This window comes from Streptomyces sp. NPDC042259 (assembly GCF_055582085.1).
In genome coordinates this window covers 190,580-212,828 of record NZ_JBVJDW010000006.1, presented here as the reverse complement: position 1 = coordinate 212,828, position 22,249 = coordinate 190,580, and the positions used below count along the sequence as shown (strand labels likewise).

Genomic DNA, 22,249 nt, shown 5'->3' with positions numbered 1-22,249 from the left:
GGCGACGCCGGGCGGGCGTCAGTCCTGGGGGCGGCCCGTGGTCACGGCGTAGAACGACACGGCCGCCGCGGCGCCGACGTTGAGCGAGTCGACACCGTGGGCCATGGGGATGCGCACCCATTCGTCGGCCGCCCGCAGTGCGCGGGCGGACAGGCCGTCACCTTCCGCACCGAGCATCAGCGCGGCCCGGTCCAGGCGGTGCGGGGCGACCGTGTCGAGGGGGGTGGCCTTCTCGTCCGGGGTGAGGGCCAGCAGCCTGAAGCCCGCCTCGCGCACGGTCTCCAGATCGCGGGGCCAGCTGTCCAGACGGGCGTAGGGCACGGAGAAGACGGCGCCCATGGAGACCTTCACGGACCTCCGGTAGAGGGGGTCGGCGCAGTCCGGGGAGAGCAGGACCGCGTCCATGCCCAGGGCCGCGGCGCTCCGGAAGATCGCGCCGATGTTCGTGTGGTCGACGAGCGACTCCAGGACGGCGACGCGGCGCGCACCGCGCAGCAGTTCGCCGGCCGGGGGCAGTTGCTTGCGCGCTAGGGACGCCAGCGCCCCCCGGTGGACGTGATAGCCCGTCACCTGCTCGGCGAGGGCGGGGGTCACCGCGTAGACGGGGGCCGTCGACTCCTCGATGACATCACGCATGACGTCGACCCACTTGGCCGAGAGCAGCATCGAACGCATCGCGTAGCCCGCGTCGCGGGCCCGGCGGATCACCTTCTCGCCCTCGGCGATGAAGAGCCCTTCGGCCGGTTCGCGGCGGCGGCGCAGCTCGACGTCGGTCAGACCGGTGTAGTCGTGCAGGCGCGGGTCGTCGGGGTCGTCGATGGTGATGAGTTCAGCCACGGGGTGATACTGCCTTGTCCTGGTGGGGCTTGTGCTGGTCGGGCGGGGCTGGGGCGTGTCCGCGAAGTCGCGTCGTCCGCCCGGAGGGCGTGGCCCGCGGCGTCCGGTGCGTGCGAGCGCGAGGCGGAGGGCCGCCCTCGTACCGTGCGCACTCGGACGATCCCGCGTCGCGGGCCAGGCGGGACTTCGCGGGCGCGCTCTAGCGGCCGGCGGGCGGGCCGACCGCCACCACGTCGCCGATGACGATGACGGCGGGGGGACGTATTCCCTCGGCCTTGACCCGCTCCCCCGCCGTGGCGAGCGTCGCGTCGACGCGGCGCTGGGCGGCGGTCGTGCCCTCCTGCACCACCGCGACGGGGGTCTCGGGCGGCCGTCCGTGGGCCACGAGGGTCTCGGCGATCGCGGCGATGTTCTCCACCGCCATCAGCAGGACGAGGGTGCCGCGCAGCCGTGCGAGCGCCCCCCAGTCGACCAGTGACCGGGCGTCGTCGGGCCTGACGTGCCCGCTGACGACCGTGAACTCGTGCGCCACGCCACGGTGGGTGACGGGGATGCCCGCCGCGGCGGGCACGCTGATCGAGCTGGAGATGCCGGGGACGACGGTGCAGGTGATGCCGTGTTCGGCGAGTGCCTGGACCTCTTCCATGCCGCGGCCGAAGACGTACGGGTCGCCGCCCTTGAGGCGGACGACGGCCTTGCCGGCCTTGGCGTGCTCGATGAGGGCGTTGTTGATGGCCTCCTGGGCCATGAAGCGGCCGTACGGGATCTTCGCCGCGTCGATCACCTCGACGTGCGGCGGGAGTTCGTCCAGCAGGTCGCGGGGGCCGAGCCGGTCGGCGATGACGACGTCGGCCTCGGCGAGCAGCCGACGGCCGCGCACGGTGATCAGGTCGGGGTCGCCGGGGCCGCCGCCGACGAGGGCGACGCCGGGCCGGGGGGCGCGGCCGCGGTAGTGCGGGGCGGCCAGCGAACCGTCCCGCAGGCCTTCGACGACGGCGTCGCGCACGGCCGCCGAGCGGCGCGGGTCCGCTCCGGTCAGCACGGCGACCGTCACGCCCTCGCTGCGGCCGGTGGCCGGGGTCCAGGCGGAGGCGGCCGCGGCGTCGTCGCTGCGCACGGCCCACACCCGGCGGGACTCGGCCTCGGCGGAGGCGGCCTCGTTGGCGGCGGGGTCGTCGGTGGAGATCAGGGCATACCAGGCGCCCTCGAAGTCGCCGTCGCGGTAGCGGCGGCGCTCCCAGCGCAGCTCCCCGGCCTCGGCCATCGCCTCGACGGACGGGGTCGCGGAGGGGGAGATCAGCAGGACGTCGGCGCCCGCCGCGATCAGTGCGGGCAGCCGGCGCTGGGCGACCTGGCCGGCGCCGAGGACGACGACACGTCGCCCGGCAAGGCGCAGTCCGACGGGATAGGCGGCGGCTTCGTGGTGCTCGGCCATGGGGGTATGGGTCTCCTCGTGGGCGAAGGCGCTGGTGGGGACACCCTACGGTGCGGCGGCGCGGCGTGGGTGGGGTCGGGAGCGGGGCGGGAAGGGCCCCTCCGGGGCTGCATGATGCACGGCGGGCGCGCTCTTCCGTCGAGGGAACCCCGCGAGCCGGGGCCCATCCCGCCCCGCCCCCTCCCGCCGGTGGGCGGCTACCCGTGCGGGCGAGCTGTCGTCCTTCGTCGTCGGGCGGCTCGGCGATACCGCCCGACGACACCGGACGTCAGCCCTTTTCCGTGACCCCGGCGGTGTCGAACGTGGCGACCTCGTGCATCGCCCGCGCGGCGCTCTGCACCACCGGGAGGGCCAGCAGGGCGCCCGTGCCCTCGCCGAGGCGCAGATCGAGGTCGACCAGCGGGCGCAGGCCCAGCTTGGTCAGCGCCGCGACATGGCCGGGCTCGGCACTGCGGTGACCCGCGATGCACGCGGCGAGCGCCTCGGGGGCGATGGCGCGGGCCACGAGGGCGGCCGCTCCGGCGCTCACACCGTCCAGGATCACGGGGGTGCGCAGCGACGCGCCGCCCAGGATCAGCCCGACGAGCGCGGCGTGCTCCAGCCCGCCGACCGCCGCGAGGACACCGATCGGGTCCTTGGGGTCGGGCTGGTGGAGTTCCAGGGCCCGCCGCACGACGTCGATCTTGCGGGCGTGCATCTCGTCGTTGATGCCGGTGCCACGCCCGGTGATCTCACCGGGGTCGGCCTCGGTGTAGATGGAGATGAGGGCGGCCGACACGGTGGTGTTGGCGATGCCCATCTCGCCCGTCAACAGCGCCTTGTTGCCGGCGGCGACCAGGTCACGGGCCGTCTCGATGCCCACCTCGACGGCGCGCAGCGCCTCTTCGCGGGACATCGCGGGGCCGGTGGTGAAGTCGTTGGTACCGGGGCGGATCTTGCGGGGCAGCAGACCGGGGGTGCTGGGCAGTTCGCCCGCGACCCCGACATCGACGACGCAGACCTCGGCGCCGACCTGGTTGGCGAAGGCGTTGCACACGGCACCGCCGCCCAGGAAGTTGGCGACCATCTGCGAGGTGACCTCCTGCGGCCACGCGGTGACGCCCTGGGCGTGTACCCCGTGGTCACCCGCGAAGATCGCGACGGCCGCGGGCTCCGGGATGGGCGGGGGGCACTTGCGGGACAGTCCGCACAGCTGCGCGGAGATGATCTCCAGCATGCCGAGCGCGCCGGAGGGCTTGGTCATGCGCTTCTGCCGCTCCCACGCCTCGCCGAGCGCCTTGGCGTCCAGCGGGCGGATGCCGCGCAGGGTCTCGGCGAGCAGGTCGTGCGGGTCCTCGCCGGGCAGGGCGCGGCGCCCGTACTCCTCCTCGTGCACGACCCACGACAGCGGGCGGCGCTTGGACCAGCCGGCCTGCATCAGCTCGGGCTCGTCCGGGAACTCGTCGACGTAGCCGACGCAGAGGTAGGCGACGACCTCCAGGTGCTCGGGCAGGCCCAGTTCGCGCACCATCTCGCGCTCGTCGAAGAAGCTGACCCAGCCGACGCCGAGGCCTTCGGCGCGGGCGGCGAGCCAGAGGTTCTCGACGGCCAGCGCGGAGGAGTAGGGGGCCATCTGCGGCTGGGTGTGCCGGCCGAGGGTGTGCCGGCCGCCGCGGGTGGGGTCGGCGGTGACGACGATGTTGACGGGGGTGTCGAGGATCGCCTCGATCTTCATTTCCTTGAACTGCTTGGCCCGGCCCTTCGGCAGCGACTTCGCGTACGCGTCACGCTGCCGGGCCGCCAGCTCGTGCATCGTCTGCCGGGTCTCGGCGGAGCGGATGACGACGAAGTCCCAGGGCTGTGAGTGCCCGACGCTGGGCGCGGTGTGCGCGGCCTCCAGGACGCGCAGCAGCACCTCGTGCGGGATGGGGTCGGTGCGGAAGCCCTTGCGGATGTCGCGGCGCTCCCGCATCACGCGGTGCACGGCGGCGCGCTCGGCGTCGCCGTACCCGACGGCGGCGGGCCCGGCCGGCTCGGCGGGCGGGGCTTCCACGGCGTCTTCCCCGGCGGGTTCCTCGGCAGGCTCCTCGGTCGGCGCGCTGTCCTCGACGGCGGCGACGGCCGGGTCCTGCGGGGCCGCCTCGGGGCCGGCCGGGTGGGGCCCGGGCTGCTCCGGCTCGGTCCGTACGAGTTCGAGGTGCACGGCTTCCGGGGCCCCGGGGGTCACGGCGGTCACGGCCGGGTCGGGGGCGGTCTGCGGGGTGGTCGGGAGGTGCACTGCGGCCGCGTCCTGCTGTCCGGGGGTGGCGGGCGCTGCCGCGGGGGCGCCTTCGGGAGCGGCTTGCGGGGTCTCGGCGTCGGCGACGGCGTCGGCAGCGGGGGCGGGCTCGCCGTCCTGACCGGGCGTTCCCCGCTCGTCCTCGGCGACGGCCGGCTCGGCCGGGGCCTGCGGCTCGGGCCGCTCGGGCGCGGCTTCGGGCGCGGCCTCGGCGGTGACCGGCGGTGCGGTCTCCGCGGCCGGGGCCTGCGGGGCGGGCTCGGCGGGGGCCTGGGCGACGGGCGCGGCGTCCTGCCCGACGGGTACCGGCGGGGGCGTCTCGGCGGCGGGCGTCACGACCGGGCCCTGCGGCGCGGCGTCCGTGACTGTCTGGACCGGCTGCGCCGACGGCTCGCTCGCGGCGGCCTGCTGGACGTCCGTCGGCTCCTCCGGCGCGGCCTCGGCGGCGGGCGCCACGGGGGCGACCTGCTGCTCGGGGACGGCGACGACGGGCGTCTGCTCGACGGCGACGGGGGCGGGGGGCTGCTCCTGCGGTACGTCCTCGGCCGGGACCGACGCTGCCGTCGGAGCCGCCGCCGGGGCGGGCTGCTGGGGAGCGGCGTCGGCGGGCACGGCGACGGGCACGTCGGCCGGAGTGACCGGAGCGGGCTGCGCGGGGGCGGCCTCGGGGCTGGCTTCGCCGGTGGCCGGCGCGGGGGTCGCTGCCGCCGGGGCCGCCGGGGCCTGCGGCTCGGCCGCGACGGCTGCCGGGGTCTCGGGGGCGGACGGCGCGATCGGCTCCGGTGCCGGGGGTGCCGTCTCGGCGACCGGCTGCGCGGCGGACGCGGCGTCAGGGGCGTCAGGGGCGTCAGCGGCGGCAGGGGCCGGGGAGGCGACGCTTTCGGCGGGCGTTGACGCCGTGTCAGGGCCGGGGGCGGCCTGCGCCGGCACCGAGGCGGCGTCAGGTGCCGTCACGGGGGCGGGCTCGGGTGCCGTCACGGGGATGGGCCCGGCGGGTTCCGCCGCGGCGGTGACCGGCGGCGGGGTGGTGGCGGTCTGTGCCTCGGGGGCCGCCGCGGCGGCGGGCGGCGTGACGGGCTCGGCGGCCTGTGCCACCGCGTCGGGTGCGGCCGGCGCCGGCTGCTGCGGCTGCTCGGCGGCGGGCGCGGCGGCGGGGGGCGCGTCGGCGCCCTCGGGGGTGGCGGCGGCCGGTTCGACGGGCGCCACGGCCTCGCCGGGTCCGGTGGGCCCGGTGGGTGCAGCGGGCGTTGTCGGCGTGGCGGTCTCGGTGGACTCGGGCTGTGCGACGGCGCGCACCGGGGCCGGTGACGGCTCATCGGTGACTATCGACTGCCCCGGCACGGTCACCGAAGCGCTCGGGACGGGCTCGGGTGCCCCGCCCGTGGCCTGCTGCGGGACGAAGGCGGCCTGCGGGGCGGCCGGTGCCTCCGCGGGCGCGGAGGACGGCGTGGGTACCGAGGGGACGGAAGGCACAGCGGAGACCGACGGTGCCGCCGGGACGGGCGCGGGCTGCTGGGCCTGCTGAACCTGCTGGGCCTGCTGCTGCGGCGCGTCCCACGGGCCCGGCGCGGAGGCCGTCTCGGCACGCGGAACGTCGAGGTACTCGGGGCCGGGCTGCTGCACCGGGACGGGCGCGGGCTGGACCGGCTGGGGTGCCGCCGGGCCGCGGTCGGCGAGGGACCGGACGACGCCGCCGGTGGGGTCCGGCACGGGCGGGCCCATGTGCAGCGGGCGCCGCGAGGGCGCCGCGGGTGGCGGGACGCGGACGTCGCCGTAGTCGACGGAGCCGGTGTCCCGGCCGCCGGACTCGTGCGTACCGCCCTGGACCGGCGGCTGTTCCATCCAGGCGCCCTGGGCGCCCGGCATCAGCAGCAGGTCGTCCTCCTCGGTGCCGTCGGCGGCGTCGAGGAAGGTGTAGGAGGGGGTACCGGTGTCGGCAGGGGCTGCGGCCTCCGCGGGGTGCGGCTGGCCGGTCAGTGCGCCTGCGTTCTCCGGCTGTCCCTCGCCCGGGAACTGGCCGGTGTCGGTCATGCGTACCCCTCGCCCATCGGTAGTGCTCCTTCCAACCGCTCACGCCCATAGTCAAGAACGAGCGTCCGTGCCTCGCGGCACGTTGTACGTCGCCCCCACCCACCCTGCCGTGCGCACCGCCAAGAAGGGGGTGCGTTCGGGACATTGGTGACTGTGGCGTCGGACACCGGGCGGCGGCACAACGATCCGCCAGCCTACCCTCCGCACAGTCGTCCGAGGTCACGGGTGTGTACGACGCCCACTCAGCAGAAAGGCTACGGCGCGCTCGCGCTCCACCCAGGCGGTTGTGTCCAACTCCACGGATTGGAGCAACGCGCACTCCACCGCGTAGCCGCCCTCGGCGAGCGCCCGGCCGACGGCCTCGGCCTCGTCGCGGGTCGCGGCGTGCGTCACGATGCGCTCGGGCCTGCGGGCGGCGCAGGCCCGGACGACCGGGGCCCCGCCGCCGCCGACGCGGACCACGTCGGGCTCGGGGAGGTCCTCCAGGACCTGGGGGGCGGTGCCGTGGACGATCTGGAGCCGGGCGCCGTACCGGCGGGCGGCGGCGGTGGTGCGGGCGCAGGCGTCGGCGTCGCGGTCCACGGCGATGACGGCGGCGCCGAAGCGGGCGGCCTCGACGGACAGGGCGCCGCTGCCGGAGCCGATGTCCCAGACCAGGTCGCCGACGCGCGGCCCGAGCCGGGCCAGTTGGGCGGCGCGCAGTTCGGTGCCCTCGCCCTCGCCCCGGCCGCCGCCGTAGGCATCGGTGGGCAGCGCCCAGCCGCGCAGGGCCGGGGGGTAGCCGGGGTCGTGGCCGGCAATCCAGCCGCCCGTGGTCCTCGGCCGGGGGTGGCCGCTGCCCTGGACGGCGCCCTGCGGGGGGCCGGGGGCGGCGCCGGAACCGCCGATGACGAGGACGACGTTGGGATCGCGCCAGGCGTGGTCGGCGGCCTTGTCGGAGGTGAGCACGGTGACCCGTTCCCGGGCGGTGCCCAGTTCCTCGCAGATGACGAAGGTGCGGTGGACGTCGCCGAGCAGCAGGGCCAGTTCGGCGGGGCCGGCGCCGGGCGAGGTGAGGACGGCGACCTTGGGGTGGGCGCGGCAGACGTTGACGGCGCGCCGCAGGTCACGGGCGTGGGCGACGACGATCTGGGCGTCGTCCCAGGGCATGCCGGCCCGGGCGAAGGCGGTGGCGACGGAGGAGACGGCGGGTACCACCTCGACCTCGAGGCCGTGTTCGGGTGCGCGCAGGGTCCGTACGACGCCGAAGAAGCCGGGGTCGCCGTCGGCGAGGACCACGGCGGAGCCGCGGTGCTGGGCGATGCGGCGGGCGGCCAGGTCGACGCTGCCGAGGCGGACGCGTTCGGCGGTGGGGGCCAGTTCGGGCAGGGCCAGGTGGTGGGCGGAGCCGGCCACGAGGGTGGCGGCGGCCAGGGCCGAGCGGGCCGCGTCCGACAGGGGGGAGCCGTCCCACCCGATCACCGTGACCCGGTCGGCCATCGTCGTCAGTCTCCTGGGCTTGTCGCGGGGTGGGGCCCGTGGTTGCGCGGGCACGGTGAGGGTACCCCGGTCGGGCCGGGCCGCGGCGGCGCGACGGCGGGCGGTGCGGCGGGGCCGGGGGCGCGCGGGCCCGGCTCAGCGCCAGTCGGGGAAGGCCGCGGCGTAGTCGGTGCCGCCGCTGTACTGCTCTTCCATCTCGTCCAGGTCCTCCGGCAGGAGGCTCCAGACGATGAGGTCGGTGCGGATGTCGGTCCAGCCGCCGTCCTCGGTACGGCTGCGCGCTATGCAGGCGTTCCGCAGCACGCCCTCGCTGATGCAGCCGACCTTCTGGGCCACCTGCTGGGAGGCGGTGTTGTCGGCGGCGGTGCGCAGTTCGAGGCGCTCGAACTTCTGGTCGCGGAAGAGCCACTGGGCGACGGCGACCACCGATTCGCAGGCGTAGCCCTCGCCGCGGGCCCAGGGGGCGATGGCGTAGGAGATCTCGGCGACCAGGGTGCGCCAGTCGGTGTGGCGCAGATGCACGATGCCGACAAGGCGATGGGTGAGGAACTCGGTGACCGCGAAGACGATCCCGCGTCCTTCGGTGCGCTCGGCGGGGGCCCGCACCAGGGCCCAGTCGCGGGCGTCGGCGGTGGTGTAGGGGTGGGGCACGGACGTCCAGGCGGTGATGAGTTCGTCGTTCATCATCTCGGCGAGGGCGGGGATGTCCGCGGCGTCGAAGGGGCGCAGCACCAGCCGGTCGGTACTGAGGGAGATGTCCGGAAAGGTGGATGTCATGCGCTGCTCCAACGCCGGGGGCGGGTGGGCTCAGGACCGTCTTGAGTGCACCAGCATGCAGCATGTGCACCGTGGTGCGCCAAGCGCCTCGGCCCCGCGCACGCCGTGAGCGTACGCGGGGCCGAAGGTCAGCGATCGGCGGAGGTTACGGAGCGTCAGCTCTGTGCGTTGCCGAAGGCGGGGAGGACGGCGCCGTTGGAGAACTTCTTCTCGATGAACTTCTTGACGTCGTCGGAGTTGAGGAGCTTGGAGAGCTTGGCGATGCGCGGGTCGGCCTCGTTGCCCTTCTTCACGGCGAGGAAGTTGGCGTAGGGGTTGCCCTCGGCCTTCTCCAGGGCCAGGGCGTCCTTGGCCGGGTTGAGCTTGGCGCCGATGGCGAAGTTGCCGTTGATGACGGCGGCGTCGACGTCGGCCAGGCGGGACGGGATCTGGGCGGCCTCCAGCTCGGTGAACCGGACGCCCTTCTTGTCCTTGATGTCGGAGAGCTTGGCGTTGGCGCCGACGCCGTCCTTCAGCTCGATCACGCCGTTGTCGGCGAGGAGCTTGAGGGCGCGGCCCTCGTTGGTGGCGTCGTTGGGCACGGCGACGGTGTTGCCGGAGGTGATGTCGGCGACCTTGTCGACCTTCTTGGAGTACAGGCCGAGCGGCTCGATCTCGACGTTGACGACCGGCACGATGTCGGTCTTGTTCTTCTTGTTGAAGTCGTCGAGGTAGGGCTTGTGCTGGAAGAAGTTGGCGTCGACCTCGCCGTTCTGGGTGGCGGTGTTGGGGAGCACGTAGTCGTTGAACTCCTTCACCTCCAGCTTCAGACCGGCCTTCTCCGCCAGGTTGTCTCTGACGTAGTTGAGGATGTCGGCGTGTGGGGTGGGGCTGGCCGCGACCACGAGGGTGGCCTTGGGGTCGGCGTCCTTCCCCTTCTTCCCCGAGCCGCTGGAGGAGGTGTCGGAGGGGGCGCTGCAGGCACTGAGGCCGAGGGTGAGTGCGGCTGCGGCGGCGACGGCGGCGGTGAGCTTGATGGTGGTACGCACGAAGAGTGCCCCTATCTGGTGTTTCTCGGGTTCACGAGGTGTTGCCGCCCGGCAAAGGGTCCGGGCTCGTGGGTTCGGTGGGGAGTGTCGGCCCCTGTGGATCAGCGGGCCTCAGTGGGTCTTGGTGAGAGCGGCCGCCTCGGTCGTGGCGGGGTCCGGCGTGGGGGCCGGCTCGGCGGGCCCGACGGGCTCGGCGGCTCCGGCGGGCTTGACGGAGGGGGCCCACAGCCTGCGCAGGCCCACGGCCGACGGCTGGGCGCCACCGCGTCGGGCGAGGCGGCGTACGGCCAGGTCGCCGGCGAACTGCACGACGGTCACGATGACGATCAGCAGCACGATGGTGATGTTCATCAGGCCGGTCTCGTGGCGCATGTAGCCGTAGGTGATGGCGAGGTTGCCGAGGCCGCCGCCGCCGACCGCGCCGGCCATCGCGGAGTAGCCGATGAGGGCGATGACGGTGGTGGTCAGGCCCGCGATGAGCGAGGGCAGGGCCTGCGGGAGCAGCACCTTGAAGACGACGGTCCAGGTGCCGCCGCCCATCGACTGCACGGCCTCGACCAGGCCCTTGTCCACCTCGCGGACCGCGGTCTCCACCAGGCGGGCGAAGAACGGGACGGCGCCGATGACGAGGGCCACCACGGCGGCGCTGGGGCCGATGGAGGTGCCGACGATCGCGCGGCTGAGGGGGATCAGCCAGACGATGAGGATGATGAAGGGCAGCGAGCGGCCGAGGTTCACGATGGTGCCGATCACCCGGTTGACCACCACGTTCTGCAGCAGCGCGCCGCGGTCGGTGAGGACCAGCAGGAGGCCCAGCGGGACGCCGCCGAGGACGGAGTAGACCGCGGACCACCACACCATGAAGAGGGTGTCCAGACACGCGTCGTGCAGCAGGGGCTGCATCTCGGACCAGGTCACTTGGCACCTTCCTTGAGGAGCGTGTCGGCCGGGGCCGGCGAGGGGACGGTGGCGGAGGCCGTTTCCCCGTGCGGGGCGACCTCGACCTGGAGGCCCTGCTCGCGCAGGAAACCGATCGGGACGACGTTCTCCTCGAAGCGGCCGGGCAGCTCGATGCGCATCCGGCCGACCTGGTTGCCGGCGACGGTGTCCATCGCGGCGCCCAGGATCGAGATGTCGATGTTGTACGTGCGGGACAGCTGGGAGATGACCGGCCGGGTGGCGGCGGAGCCGTGGAAGGTGACGTCCACGACCGTGCGGTCGTCGCCGGAGGGCTCGCCGCCGACGGGGAAGAGTTCCGCGGCGAGTTCGGAGCCGGGGGTGGCGAGCAGCTCGGAGACGGTGCCGGACTCCACGACGCGGCCGCCCTTCATCAGGGCCGCGGAGTCGCAGATGGTCTTGACGACGTCCATCTCGTGGGTGATGAGGAGGACGGTCAGACCGAGCTGCTGGTTGAGGTCGCGCAGCAGCTGGAGGATGGAGCGGGTCGTCTCGGGGTCGAGCGCGGAGGTCGACTCGTCGGAGAGCAGCACCTTGGGGTCGCCGGCGAGGGCGCGGGCGATGCCGACGCGCTGCTTCTGGCCACCGGAGAGCTGGCCGGGGTAGGCCTTGGCCTTGTCGGCGAGGCCGACGAGGTCGAGGAGGTCGAGGGCCTTGCGGCTGCGCTCCTTGCCGGAGAGGCCGAGGATCTCCAGCGGCAGCTCGACATTGGCCTGCACGGTCCGTGAGGAGAGCAGGTTGAAGTGCTGGAAGACCATGCCGATGTGGCTGCGTGCCTTGCGCAGCGCCGCGTTGGCGCGGGGACCGCGGCCGGCGAGGGCCGTGAGGTCCTGGCCGTTCACGGTGACCGTGCCGGAGCTGGGGCGCTCCAGGAGGTTGACGCAGCGGATGAGGGTCGACTTTCCGGCGCCGCTCTGGCCGACGACGCCGTACACCTCGCCCTCGCGCACATGCAGATCGACGCCGTCGAGGGCGGTGACCTCGCGGCCGCGTGAGCGGTAGACCTTTGTCAGGCCCGTAGTGGTGATCACAGGGGATTCCGTCACTGTCGAGTGCGCGGCGGCGGTACCACCGGGCACGGGCATTCATTGCGGAACGCGGCATGCGGAGTACCCGGCGGGCGCGCTCGGGCGCGGCTTCGGGATTCCTGGTGACGCGGGGCGGAGCGGTCCGGTCCGGCGAGGGTGCCGGCCGGGGGGCTCACAGGGTCTCGCTTCGGGGCGCGAGGCACAGAACGGGGGCCCTCAGCGGTCACACATTCGACACATGCAAGCAGCACCGGGCGTGGTCATCGCCTCGGTCGCAAGGGTGCGGCTGCTCGTCGTGGTCATGCGAGCCAGTAAAACAGAAGGACGTGCGAGTCGAACAAGCTTGTCCGAATACTGGACGAGATTGTTCGAGGGGCGGACGGATCCGCGATCTATTCCCCTGCGTCGCCGCGATCTTCCCGAACCTCCGCCTCGCCGCCTGCGGCCTGCGCCGATACCGACGGTAAGCCCTCCCCGGGGTGGCCTCCGGACGGCTCACCGGACCCTCGGGTGTGGCACAGGCCACGGTACGCCGCGTCTCCGCGAGGCCCCTGGGCCGGGCCCGGCGACGGTCTCGCGCGCGCGTCGGCCCGGGGCCGCGCGCGGCGGTCCCCCGTCCGCCGATTAAAGTCGTCCCATGCTTGTCCAGTCCCCTCCGCCCGTCCGCGCCGCAGCCCGGAGGCCCCGGTGATCGACGCGTTGACGCTCGCGGTCGGCCTGGCCGCCCTCGCACTGGCCGCCTGGTGCGGCTTCGCGTTCTCGCGCGACCAGTCCACCAAGGACTGGCACTTCATCGGCATGGCCGTGGTGTCCGTCCTGGCGCTCGTCCAGCTCGTCGTCGGCGTGGTGCGACTGGCCGGCGGCGACGATCCCGAACAGGGCACGGCGATCTTCCTCGCCTATCTGCTCGGCTCGGCGGCCACCGTGCCGGCCGCCGGTTTCATGTCGCTGGCCGAGCGCACCCGCTGGGGCTCGGCGACCGTCTCGGCGGGGGCCGTGATCCTCGCGGTGCTCGAAGTCCGGCTGTACGACATCTGGGGAGGCTGACCGTGTCCGAACCCGTCAAGGTGCGCGAGGGCGCCGCCGGGACGCCCGACGACAAGCCCGGCTTCGACCTCGGCAGCGGCCCCGGCCGGCTGCTCGTCTGGCTCTACGGGGTGTTCACCGTCGCGGCGGCGTCCCGCTCCGTCGTGCAGATGATCCTGGACTTCGGCCGGGCACCGCTCGCCTACGTCCTGTCCGCCCTGGCCGCGGTGGTGTACGCGTTCATCACGTACTCCCTGGTGCGCGGCGGCGAGACGGCCCGCAGGGCGGCGCTGGTGTGCTGCGCCGCCGAGCTGGCCGGTGTCCTCGTCGTCGGCACCTGGACCCTCGCCGCGCCGTCGGCCTTCCCCGACGCGACGGTCTGGTCCGACTACGGCATGGGCTATCTCTTCATCCCGGTGATCCTGCCCGTCACCGCGATGATCTGGCTCCGCCGGTCCGCGCGCTAGCCTCTCGCCTGGCCGGCGGTCCTTTGCCCTGCGGGCCGTCATGCCGCCTGCGGCGGCGAGCGCCCTGCGGGCGCGTCCTCAAGCGCCGGACGGGCTTAATTAAGCCCGTCCGGCGCTTGAGGACACAGCACAGCAGCCCGTCCGGCGATTGAGGACAACCCGCCGCGCGGCGGTGGTGCCGGCCGGCACCGCCGACTACGCGCTCGGTACGTAATCCGGCACTGCCGCCTCCGGCACCGCCTTCTCCAGGGTGATCAGCGTGAGTTCCCGCGTGACCCGCTCCGTGCCGGTCTGCGCGTAGCCCCACTTGCGGTAGAGCCGCAGATTGCCCTCGCTGCGCTGGCCGGTGGCGAGGCGGTACAGCCGGGCGGAGCACTCTTCCGCCAGCCGCTCCTCCAGCGCGCCGAGCAGCCGGCCGCCCAGGCCGTGCCGCCGCATCCGCGGATGCACCATGAGCCCCGTGATCACCGCCGTGCCGCCTCCGTCGACCGTGCCGCGCGCCGACCCGACGACCTCCTCGCCCAGCCGGGCCACCAGCACGCAGCCGTCGCCCAGTTCGGCGCGGAGCGCGTCGAGGCTCTGCGTCAGAGGTTCGAGGGAGTAGTCGCCGTACAGTTCGGCTTCGCTCTGGTAGCAGAGGTACTGGAGTTTGAAGATCTGCTCGGCGTCGTGCTCGGTCGCCGCAGAGATGGTCACGCTCATGCCCATGTGCGCATGCCTCCCCTTTTCGGTTCGGTCCGCTCTGACAGGAGCCGCCGCGGTGCACGTCGCCTCCGTGACGTCGGCTGTCTAACGCTCCTTTCCCCCGCGTTCAGGAGCCGCAACCTCCGCCATGAGCATTCTGCGCAGGCATCCCAGGCATCGGGAACGGACCGGCCCCAATGATCCTTGTGAGATACCCAACTTCCCTGCGATTTCGCGGTAGGTCGGGTCTTGGGTGGACAGCAGGGCGCCCAGCAGCCGGGGGCACCGGCCGGGCAGCCGGCGCACGGCGGCGCGCAGTTCGCGGCCCGTCTCGGCGGCGAGCACCTCCTGCTCGACGCGGGACTCGGCGCGGGCCCGGGCGGGCCCCGGCGGTTCGGCGGCGGTGGGGTCGTACGGCACCTCGTGCCGCGCGCGGCGGCGCGCGGCGCGGGCCTCGGCCCGGACCGCGGCGCGTAACCGGGTGGCGGCCGCGCGGTCCCGGCCGGTCACCGGGGAGTCGTCGCGGTGCGCGCTCAGCAGCCGCACCCATACGCCCTGTTCGAGGTCGGCCGCGTCCACCCCGGCCGCCGGTGCCTCCGCCGCGCACTCCGCCGCCAGCAGCGGGCGCAGCGAGGTCAGAAGATCGTTCGGTGTCATGCCGGGCGGGACGTGCCGTGCGATCGGCCGGTTTCCGGGAACGGGCCGCCACCACTCGTACGAGTGGGTTTACCGCGCGGAAGAGGAAGGGGCCGGGGAGCGGGCGCCCGGCGCGAAAGGCCGGTGGGGCCCGGCCCGGCGCGGGGGTGGGCGTGCGCCGTGGCGCCGCCCGCCCCCGCCCCGGGGCGGGGCCGTCCGTTGACGGCCCGCCCTTGACGGTCAGCGGTTGACGAAGTCGGCCCGCGCGAGGGCCGCCGTGTCGCAGTTGTCCGAGAAGATGCCGTCGATGCCGGTGGCGAAGTAGGTCTTGAACGCGCCGAAGACATCACCGTAGGCGTTGGGGTCCGTGCCGCGGCGGAAGTCGGCGGGCAGGAAGCTGTTCTCGTTGCGCATCGTGTAGGGGTGCAGGATCAGCCCCGCGGCGTGCGCGTCCCGGACGAGGGTGGTGGGCTTGGTGAGCTTGTCGTTCTTGTCCCGGGGGATGATCAGGTTCAGCCACGGGCCGATGCCCTGGGCGAAGCCGCCGACCCACTTCAGGCCCTTGGGCGTGATGAGGTCGGCGACCGTGCGCGGGTCCTTGGCCTCGACGAAGTCCCAGGGGCGGGTGTTCAGATCGTCCAGCAGGAGCACCTTGGGGCAGTCGACGCCGAGCCGGTTCAGCCGCTGGAGGCTGCCGGGTTCGAACGACTGCAGGAAGGTGTGGCAGTTGCGCCCGGCGCGTCCGTAGCGGCGCAGCACCTTGGCGAGGCGCTCCTCCAGACCGAGGCCGGCCTTGCGGAAGTACGTGGGGTGCTTGGTCTCGATGTGCAGCCAGATCCGGCGGCCGCGCTTGCGGCCCTGCTCGTCGGCCCACTTCAGGACCTCTTCGAGGGTGGGCACCTGCCAGCGGCCGTCGTAGAGGGTGTTGCGCCCGCGGGTGGCGGGGATGCGCTCCTTGGCGCGGAGCGTCTTCAGCTCGGCGAGGGTGAAGTCCTCGGTGAACCAGCCGGTGTGCGCCTCGCCGTCGACGGTCTTGGTGGTCTTGCGGGAGGCGAACTCCGGGTGGGAGGCGACATCGGTGGTGCCGGTGATGTCGTTCTCGTGGCGGCAGACGAGGTGCCCGTCCTTGGTGGGGACGACGTCCTGCTCGATGACGTCCGCGCCGTTGTCGAGGGCGAACTGGTAGGAGCCGAGGGTGTGCTCGGGCCGGTAGCCGCTGCCGCCGCGGTGACCGATGACGGTCGGCTTCGGCAGGTCCTTGTACGAGCCGCCGTGGCCGGCCTGCGCGTCGCGGGCCGTGCCGCGCTCCGCCGCCACCGCCGGGACCGCACCGCCGCCCACGACGACCGCTCCCGCGCCGAGGGCCGCGGCGGCCCCCAGCAGCGTGCGCCTGCCCGGCCGCTGCTCCTGCTGCATGAACACTCCTCGTTGTGCTTTCGTCCGGCACCTGTCCGGCACCTGTCAGACGCGCCGATCGTAGACATGTACGACCGTCATAGGGGAAGACGGAGCGAGAACCTGGTGGAAACTCACGTCAACGCTGTGTATCCACTCCGTGAACCCGGTGTGCGCGGGGAGGGTACCCGCGAGTATCGTCCTCACCTGCGCAGGCATGCGCCACACCGAACATCACGACCGGAGGGCCCGTTGTCCCGCATCTTGCTCAAGGCGTTTCTCGGATTGCTCATGCGCGTCCTGTACCGCCCGAAGGTGGAGGGCGTGGAGCACATCGCAGAGAACGGTCCGGTGATCCTGGCCGGCAACCACGTCACCTTCGTGGACTCCTTGTTCCTCGCGCTGGTGCTCAAGCGGCAGGTCTTCTTCATCGGCAAGGACGAGTACGTCACGGGCAAGGGCGTCAAGGGACGGCTGATGGCGTGGTTCTTCCGCTCGTCCGGCATGATCCCGGTGGACCGTGACGGCGGCCGCGGTGGCGCCGCCGCGCTGATGACGGGCAACCGCATCGTGCAGGAGGGCAAGGTCTTCGCCATCTACCCGGAGGGCACCCGCTCTCCCGACGGCCGGCTCTACCGCGGTCGCACCGGCATCGCCCGCCTGGCACTGATGACGGGCGCGCCGGTGGTCCCGTTCGCCATGGTCGGCACCGAGAAGGTCCAGCCGAACGGCAAGGGCATCCCCCGCATCGCGCCGGTGACCGTGCGTTTCGGCGAGCCGCTGGACTTCTCCCGCTACGAGGGCATGGACCGCGACCGCTACGTCCTGCGGGCGGTCACCGACGAGGTCATGAGCGACGTCATGCGGCTGTCCGGGCAGGAGTACGTCGATATGTACGCGACCAAGGCGCGCGAGACCAAGGCCGCCTGACGACGGGTCGTCAGGCGTTTCGTCCTCGATCGCCGGACGGGCTGGATTCGGCTGTACCGAGCCGATGACAGCCCGTCCGGCGTTTGCTTGCGGGCACCGCCGCCGCGGCGGGGGCGCGCCTACACCCCGCCGAGGCAGCGCGGGCGGAAGCCCGGGTCGGCCGGGCCCTTGCGGGAGAGCGCTTGGAGCACCCACTGGGCGACGACCGGGTCCTTGGTGGCCTGGTCGTGCATGAAGAGGTCGAGCGGGCACGCGTCCTGGAGCACGACGTTGGTCAGGTGTTCCTTGTCGCCGGTGAGCAGCGCGCTCGTATACGGGATGACGACCTCGTCGTAGCGCGTGGTGATGACCGTGTAGTCCGGTCCGGCCGGGGTCTCCTCGCCCGCGTTGAGCTTGGTCAGCAGGTCCGAGCCGACCTGCTGGTCCACGCAGGACGGGCAGACGGTCCAGCCGGCGGCGATGGCCAGCGGGTTCTTCGTGCCGTGGTTGGAGGGGACGATGCCGACGAGGTCGTCGACCTTGTCGGCGCCGCCGAGGAACTTCACGTAGTAGCGCGGCATCATGCCGCCCTGGCTGTGGCCGACGATGTCGACCTTCGCGGCTCCGGTCGCGCCCCGCACGGCCTCGACGAAGTCCCGCAGTTCGGCGGCCGCCTGCGGGATCGGGTCGGTCTCCAGGTGCCCGTAGTTGAAGGCGAAGACGCAGTATCCCGCCTCCTTCAGCTTGGGCGAGAGCTTGGACCAGTTCTCCGCCATCAGCTTGAACGTGCCGTTGACCAGTACGACGGGCTGCGGGTGGGCCGCATCGGGCTTGCAGGTCCAGTCGTTGGCGCCGCTGGGCGGGACGTCGAGCACCGACGCGGAGGCGGGGGCCGAGAGACCGGTGAGGCCGAGGGCGGCCGTGGCCGCGGCGGCGATCAGGAACCGGACTGTTCTACGCAGACGCATGGGGGGATTCCTTCGAGGCACGGGACTCTCGTCCGAAAGTCGTCGTCGTCCGGACACCAGCCGAACACCGTTCGGCAATACCGACCGGTAACCACGATGTTTCCCCGTGTGTAAGGACCCCGTCAAGACACTTTCGTTCACGAAAACGTCACGCGGACCGGAGCAGCATGCTCCGGTCCGCGTGGCACGGCGGGACGGTGTCACGGCCTGTTCCGCCCCCTCGGATCCGGCCCGAACGCCTAACCTGCCCCTCGCGCCCCCTTCGTCTGCCCTCGCGCCCCCCTTCGCCTTCCGTCACCGACAGAAAGACCCCGCCACCGTGCTCGTCGCCCGTTCCCTCGCCCTGTTCGTCGTCGCCGCCCTCTTCGAGATCGGAGGGGCCTGGCTGGTGTGGCAGGGCGCCCGGGAGCACAAGGGCTGGCTCTGGACCGGCGCCGGCGTCATCGCGCTCGGCCTCTACGGGTTCGTGGCGACCCTCCAGTCCGACGGCGATTTCGGGCGCGTCCTCGCCGCGTACGGCGGTGTCTTCGTCGCCGGGTCGATCGCCTGGGGCATGGTCGCCGACGGCTACCGGCCCGACCGCTACGACATCACCGGCGCCGTCATCTGCCTCACCGGGATGGGCGTCCTGATGTACGCGCCTCGCGACCACTGACGCCCGGCCGGGCGCCGGGCACCGACGCCCCCGTGCCGCCCGGCGGGGATTCCCGCCGGGCGGGTCTCAGTGCCCGCCGTCCTCCAGCCGCTGTCCGCGCAGCAGGAACCAGGCGGCGGCCGCCGTCGCGAGCAGGACCACCGCACCGACGCCCGAGGCGATCCGCAGGCCGTCGACGAAGGCCTCCTGCGCCGAGGCGAGCAGGGCCCCGCCGGTGTCCGCCGGGAGGTCGCCGGCCATCTCGACCGCGCCGCCCAGGGACTCGTGGGCCTCCTTCGCCGCGGCGGCCGGAACACCGCCGGGGGTGGCGAAGCCGGAGTAGACGCCGGTGACGATCGAGCCGAGGAGGGCGATGCCGAGGGCGGCGCCCAGCTCGTAGGCCGTCTCGGAGACCGCCGAGGCCGCGCCCGCCTGTTCCTTGGGCACGCTGGAGAGGATCACGTCGGCGGTGACAGTGAACGAGAAGCCCGCGCCGACACCGACGACCAGCAGGACCGCGCCGAGCACCGGATAGGAGGTGTCGGCGTGCAGCCACACGAGCACGGCGAGGGCGACACCGATGGCGCCGAGCCCGCCGGCCACCACCGACCGCACGGAGTAGCGCCGGGCGACCTTGCCCGCGAGCAGCCCGGCGGTGACCGCGCCGACGGCCGCCGGCAGCTCGGCGAGGCCCGCCTCCAGCGGGTCGCGGTCCTGGACGAGCTGGAGGTACTGGGAGAGGAAGAAGACCAGCCCGGAGAGGCCGAGGATCGTCAGCAGGTCCGCGAGGACCGCGCCGGAGAAGCCCCGGTGGTGGAAGAGCCGCATGTCCAGCAGGGGCGAGGGCAGGGTGAGCTGCCGGCGGACGAACCACACCAGCGCCAGCGCGCCGGCGGCGGCCGCGAGGAGGACGTACCAGTGGAGGCCGTTCGCCGCCCCCTCCTTGATCGCGAAGACGAGCGCCACGATGCCGACCATCGACAGGGCGACGCTGGGCAGGTCCCAGGGGCCGGGCGCGGGGTCGCGCGACTCGGGCAGCAGTTTGATGCCGACCAGGACGAGGACGGCCATGACCGGCAGGTTGATCAGGAAGACCGAACCCCACCAGAAGTGGCCCAGCAGGAAGCCGCCCACGACCGGGCCGACGGCCGCCCCCGCGGAGGCCATCGCACCCCAGATGCCGATGGCGAAGCTGCGCTCCTTGGGGTCGTGGAAGAGATTGCGGATGAGGGCCAGGGTGGAGGGCATCAGCGTCGCGCCCGCCACGCCCAGCAGGGCCCGGGCGACGATCATCATTTCCGGGCTCGTCGCGTAGGCGTTGAGCACCGAGACCGCGCCGAATGCCACGGCGCCGGTCAGCAGCAGCTTCTTGCGTCCGATGCGGTCGCCGAGGCTGCCCATCGAGACCAGGAGCCCGGCGATGACGAAGGAGTAGATGTCGCCGATCCACAGCAGCTGGGTGCCCGAGGGGCGCAGGTCCTCGCTGAGGAAGGGCGTCGCCAGCCCGAGGACGGTCGCGTCGACGGCGACGAGCAGCACGGCGAGGACGAGGACGGTGAGGGCGAGCCAGCGGCCGGGACGCGGCGTCTCGGACTGCGGCGTCCCGGAGTACGGGGTGGCGGTGGGGCCGGTCACGGTTTCATCCTCCGCTGCGCGCCCCCGAGCAGCAGCTCGGCGACCATGCGGGTGCGGTCCTTGGCGGCCACCCGGCCGTCCTGTACGGCCCAGGCACCGGCGCCGATCAGCCCGTAGAGCGCCTCGGTGAGCCAGGCGGGTGACAGCTCCAGCCGGAAGACGCCCTCCTCCTGGCCCCGCTGGAAGAGCGCGGTGACGCGGGCGTCGAGCCGGTTCCAGCCCTCGTTGAGCCCGGCCTCGTAGAGCTGGTTCTCGGTATAGAGGAAGGCCATGATCCCGGCGACCGGTTCGGTGGCCGCGATGAGCCGGCGCAGGGCGTCGGCCGCGTCGCCCTCCTCGGTGCGGGCGTCGTCCAGGGCCCGTTCGAACTGCTCGATGCCCAGGTCCTCCAGGGCCCGCACCAGCGCGTCGCGCCCGGCGAAGTGGCGGTGGAGGGTGGCGCGGCTGATTCCGGCCGCCCGGGCGATCTCGTCCATGGAGGCGGTCGCCTTGCGGGTGAGCAGGGCGGCCGCCTCGGCGAGCACATGGTCACGGTCGACACTCATGAGACGACGATAACCCGAATGAGACGCTGGCGTCTCATTCGGGTTGCCGCCGTCTCAGTGGTGGGGCGTGTCAGGCCCGCTTCGCGTCCGCCCATTCCCGCTGGACCGCGAGGTCGGCCTTGACCTCGGTCAGCTGGACCGCGACCGCCGAGGGTGCCGTGCCGCCCCGGCCGGAGCGGGAGGCGAGTGCGCCGGGCACGTTGAGGACCGTGCGGACCTCGGGCGTCAGATGGGGCGAGATGGCGGCGAACTGCTCGTCCGTCAGCTCGTCCAGCTCGATGCCCCGTGCCTCGCACTCCTTCACACACTCCCCCGCGACCTCGTGCGCCACGCGGAACGGCACGCCCTGCTTGACCAGCCACTCGGCGATGTCGGTGGCCAGCGAGAAACCCGCCGGGGCCAGTTCCGCCATTCGGGCGCGGTTGACAGTGAGGGTCGCCATCATCCCGGTGAAGGCCGGGAGCAGCACCTCCAGCTGGTCGCAGGAGTCGAAGACCGGCTCCTTGTCCTCCTGCAGGTCACGGTTGTAGGCGAGCGGCAGGGCCTTGAGCGTCGCCAGCAGACCGGTCAGATTGCCGATCAGCCGCCCGGATTTGCCCCGGGCCAGCTCCGCGATGTCCGGGTTCTTCTTCTGCGGCATGATCGAGGAGCCGGTGGAGAAGGCGTCGTGCAGGGTCACGAAGGAGAACTCCTTCGTGTTCCAGATGATGATCTCCTCGGCGATCCGGGAGAGATCGATGCCGATCATCGCCGTGATGAAGGCGAATTCGGCGACGAAGTCCCGCGAGGCGGTCCCGTCGATGCTGTTGCCGACCGAACCGCGCTCGAAGCCGAGGTCGGCGGCGACCGCCTCCGGGTCGAGCCCGAGGGAGGACCCGGCGAGCGCGCCCGAGCCGTACGGGGAGACGGCGGTGCGCTCGTCCCACTGCCGCAGCCGCTCGGCGTCCCGGCCCAGCGCCTGGACATGGGCGAGGACGTGATGGGCGAAGAGCACCGGCTGGGCGTGCTGGAGGTGCGTGCGGCCGGGCATGGCGACGTCCGCGTGCGCCTCCGCCAACTGGACCAGGGCCTCCTGGAGGTCGGTGATCAGTCCGCCGATGATCCGGGCGTGGTCGCGCAGGTACATCCGGAAGAGCGTGGCGACCTGGTCGTTGCGGGACCGGCCGGCGCGCAGCTTACCGCCGAGGTCGGGGCCGAGCCGCTCCAGCAGCCCCCGCTCCAGGGCGGTGTGCACGTCCTCGTCGGCGATGGTGCCGACGAAGGTGCCGGCCGCGACGTCGGCCTCCAGCAGCCCGAGGCCTTCGAGCATCCGCCGCAGCTCCTCGGCCGTCAGCAGACCGGCCTGGTGCAGCACGCGCGCGTGCGCACGGGAGCCGGCGATGTCGTAGGGCGCCAGACGCCAGTCGAAGTGGACGGACGCGGAGAGCTTGGCGAGGGCCTCGGCGGGACCGTCCGCGAACCGGCCGCCCCACAGCCGTACGTCACCGCTGCCGGCATTGCTCACTTGCTGCTCCTCAAGGC

General features: G+C 73.2%; 19 protein-coding genes. 4 read left to right on the top strand and 15 right to left on the bottom strand.

Features of this window, described 5'->3' with window-relative positions:
- Positions 1-18: 18 nt before the first annotated feature.
- From ACZ6MA_RS18700 to ACZ6MA_RS18665, 8 genes are all read right to left on the bottom strand, one after another.
- Positions 19-837, bottom strand: coding sequence for a TrmH family RNA methyltransferase (locus ACZ6MA_RS18700; RefSeq protein ID WP_469434954.1), 819 nt, complete (start codon positions 835-837; stop codon positions 19-21).
- 199 nt (positions 838-1,036) lie between these two features.
- Complete coding sequence (gene cobA / locus ACZ6MA_RS18695) at positions 1,037-2,272, bottom strand: uroporphyrinogen-III C-methyltransferase (protein WP_469434952.1); 1,236 nt, start codon at positions 2,270-2,272, stop codon at positions 1,037-1,039.
- A gap of 268 nt (positions 2,273-2,540) precedes the next feature.
- Complete coding sequence (cobT, locus tag ACZ6MA_RS18690; protein ID WP_469434951.1) at positions 2,541-6,560, bottom strand: nicotinate-nucleotide--dimethylbenzimidazole phosphoribosyltransferase; 4,020 nt, start codon at positions 6,558-6,560, stop codon at positions 2,541-2,543.
- Positions 6,561-6,779: 219 nt separating this feature from the next.
- Positions 6,780-8,039, bottom strand: coding sequence for a precorrin-6y C5,15-methyltransferase (decarboxylating) subunit CbiE (cbiE, locus tag ACZ6MA_RS18685; RefSeq protein WP_469434949.1), 1,260 nt, complete (start codon positions 8,037-8,039; stop codon positions 6,780-6,782).
- A gap of 135 nt (positions 8,040-8,174) precedes the next feature.
- Positions 8,175-8,816, bottom strand: coding sequence for a GNAT family N-acetyltransferase (locus tag ACZ6MA_RS18680; protein ID WP_469434948.1), 642 nt, complete (start codon positions 8,814-8,816; stop codon positions 8,175-8,177).
- A 155-nt stretch (positions 8,817-8,971) separates the two neighbouring features.
- Positions 8,972-9,844: a MetQ/NlpA family ABC transporter substrate-binding protein gene (locus tag ACZ6MA_RS18675; protein WP_469434947.1), complete on the bottom strand. Its 873-nt coding sequence runs from the start codon at positions 9,842-9,844 to the stop codon at positions 8,972-8,974.
- Between the two features lie 111 nt (positions 9,845-9,955).
- Positions 9,956-10,762, bottom strand: a complete 807-nt coding sequence (locus ACZ6MA_RS18670) for a methionine ABC transporter permease (protein WP_469434946.1) — start codon at positions 10,760-10,762, stop codon at positions 9,956-9,958.
- Positions 10,759-11,886, bottom strand: a complete 1,128-nt coding sequence (locus tag ACZ6MA_RS18665; RefSeq protein ID WP_469434944.1) for a methionine ABC transporter ATP-binding protein — start codon at positions 11,884-11,886, stop codon at positions 10,759-10,761. The genes ACZ6MA_RS18670 and ACZ6MA_RS18665 overlap by 4 nt, the downstream gene beginning before the upstream one ends.
- Before the next feature lie 630 nt (positions 11,887-12,516).
- Here ACZ6MA_RS18665 and ACZ6MA_RS18660 point away from each other — a divergent pair.
- Positions 12,517-12,876 carry a hypothetical protein gene (locus ACZ6MA_RS18660; protein ID WP_469434943.1) on the top strand — a complete coding sequence of 120 codons (360 nt, stop codon included), beginning with the start codon at positions 12,517-12,519 and terminating at the stop codon, positions 12,874-12,876.
- A gap of 2 nt (positions 12,877-12,878) precedes the next feature.
- Positions 12,879-13,322, top strand: coding sequence for a hypothetical protein (locus ACZ6MA_RS18655; RefSeq protein ID WP_469434942.1), 444 nt, complete (start codon positions 12,879-12,881; stop codon positions 13,320-13,322).
- Positions 13,323-13,517: 195 nt separating this feature from the next.
- On the opposite strand, the gene ACZ6MA_RS18650 is transcribed toward ACZ6MA_RS18655, so the two are convergent.
- From ACZ6MA_RS18650 to ACZ6MA_RS18640, 3 genes are all read right to left on the bottom strand, one after another.
- Complete coding sequence (locus ACZ6MA_RS18650; RefSeq protein ID WP_469434940.1) at positions 13,518-14,030, bottom strand: GNAT family N-acetyltransferase; 513 nt, start codon at positions 14,028-14,030, stop codon at positions 13,518-13,520.
- 81 nt (positions 14,031-14,111) lie between these two features.
- Complete coding sequence (locus ACZ6MA_RS18645) at positions 14,112-14,663, bottom strand: sigma-70 RNA polymerase sigma factor region 4 domain-containing protein (RefSeq protein ID WP_469434939.1); 552 nt, start codon at positions 14,661-14,663, stop codon at positions 14,112-14,114.
- A 219-nt stretch (positions 14,664-14,882) separates the two neighbouring features.
- Positions 14,883-16,058 (bottom strand): glycerophosphodiester phosphodiesterase, encoded by a 1,176-nt coding sequence (locus ACZ6MA_RS18640; RefSeq protein ID WP_469434938.1) that lies wholly within the window; start codon positions 16,056-16,058, stop codon positions 14,883-14,885.
- 231 nt (positions 16,059-16,289) lie between these two features.
- Between ACZ6MA_RS18640 and ACZ6MA_RS18635 the strand changes: the two genes are divergently transcribed.
- A complete protein-coding gene (locus tag ACZ6MA_RS18635; RefSeq protein ID WP_469434937.1) occupies positions 16,290-16,967 on the top strand; it encodes a lysophospholipid acyltransferase family protein in 678 nt (225 codons plus the stop codon).
- A gap of 119 nt (positions 16,968-17,086) precedes the next feature.
- Here ACZ6MA_RS18635 and ACZ6MA_RS18630 read toward each other — a convergent pair whose 3' ends face one another.
- Positions 17,087-17,914, bottom strand: a complete 828-nt coding sequence (locus tag ACZ6MA_RS18630; protein WP_469434936.1) for an alpha/beta fold hydrolase — start codon at positions 17,912-17,914, stop codon at positions 17,087-17,089.
- Between the two features lie 319 nt (positions 17,915-18,233).
- Here ACZ6MA_RS18630 and ACZ6MA_RS18625 point away from each other — a divergent pair, with 319 nt between their 5' ends.
- Complete coding sequence (locus ACZ6MA_RS18625; RefSeq protein ID WP_469434934.1) at positions 18,234-18,569, top strand: YnfA family protein; 336 nt, start codon at positions 18,234-18,236, stop codon at positions 18,567-18,569.
- 66 nt (positions 18,570-18,635) lie between these two features.
- Here ACZ6MA_RS18625 and ACZ6MA_RS18620 read toward each other — a convergent pair whose 3' ends face one another.
- From ACZ6MA_RS18620 to argH, 3 genes are all read right to left on the bottom strand, one after another.
- A complete protein-coding gene (locus tag ACZ6MA_RS18620) occupies positions 18,636-20,183 on the bottom strand; it encodes an MFS transporter (RefSeq protein ID WP_469434932.1) in 1,548 nt (515 codons plus the stop codon).
- Positions 20,180-20,728, bottom strand: a complete 549-nt coding sequence (locus ACZ6MA_RS18615; protein ID WP_469434931.1) for a TetR/AcrR family transcriptional regulator — start codon at positions 20,726-20,728, stop codon at positions 20,180-20,182. The genes ACZ6MA_RS18620 and ACZ6MA_RS18615 overlap by 4 nt, the downstream gene beginning before the upstream one ends.
- A 70-nt stretch (positions 20,729-20,798) precedes the next feature.
- On the bottom strand, positions 20,799-22,232 hold the full coding sequence (gene argH / locus ACZ6MA_RS18610; RefSeq protein ID WP_469434929.1) for an argininosuccinate lyase: 1,434 nt from the start codon (positions 22,230-22,232) through the stop codon (positions 20,799-20,801).
- Positions 22,233-22,249: the final 17 nt, after the last annotated feature.

Bases quoted from the DNA above. Each gene is read 5' to 3' on its own strand.
- ACZ6MA_RS18640 (WP_469434938.1), bottom strand. From the start codon at position 16,058: ATGCAGCAGGAGCAGCGGCCGGGCAGGCGCACGCTGCTGGGGGCCGCC.
- ACZ6MA_RS18680 (WP_469434948.1), bottom strand. From the start codon at position 8,816: ATGACATCCACCTTTCCGGACATCTCCCTCAGTACCGACCGGCTGGTG.
- ACZ6MA_RS18665 (WP_469434944.1), bottom strand. From the start codon at position 11,886: ATGCCCGTGCCCGGTGGTACCGCCGCCGCGCACTCGACAGTGACGGAA.
- ACZ6MA_RS18615 (WP_469434931.1), bottom strand. From the start codon at position 20,728: ATGAGTGTCGACCGTGACCATGTGCTCGCCGAGGCGGCCGCCCTGCTC.
- cbiE (WP_469434949.1), bottom strand. From the start codon at position 8,039: ATGGCCGACCGGGTCACGGTGATCGGGTGGGACGGCTCCCCCCTGTCG.
- cobA (WP_469434952.1), bottom strand. From the start codon at position 2,272: ATGGCCGAGCACCACGAAGCCGCCGCCTATCCCGTCGGACTGCGCCTT.
- ACZ6MA_RS18645 (WP_469434939.1), bottom strand. From the start codon at position 14,663: ATGACACCGAACGATCTTCTGACCTCGCTGCGCCCGCTGCTGGCGGCG.
- ACZ6MA_RS18650 (WP_469434940.1), bottom strand. From the start codon at position 14,030: ATGGGCATGAGCGTGACCATCTCTGCGGCGACCGAGCACGACGCCGAG.
- cobT (WP_469434951.1), bottom strand. From the start codon at position 6,560: ATGACCGACACCGGCCAGTTCCCGGGCGAGGGACAGCCGGAGAACGCA.
- ACZ6MA_RS18630 (WP_469434936.1), bottom strand. From the start codon at position 17,914: ATGCGTCTGCGTAGAACAGTCCGGTTCCTGATCGCCGCCGCGGCCACG.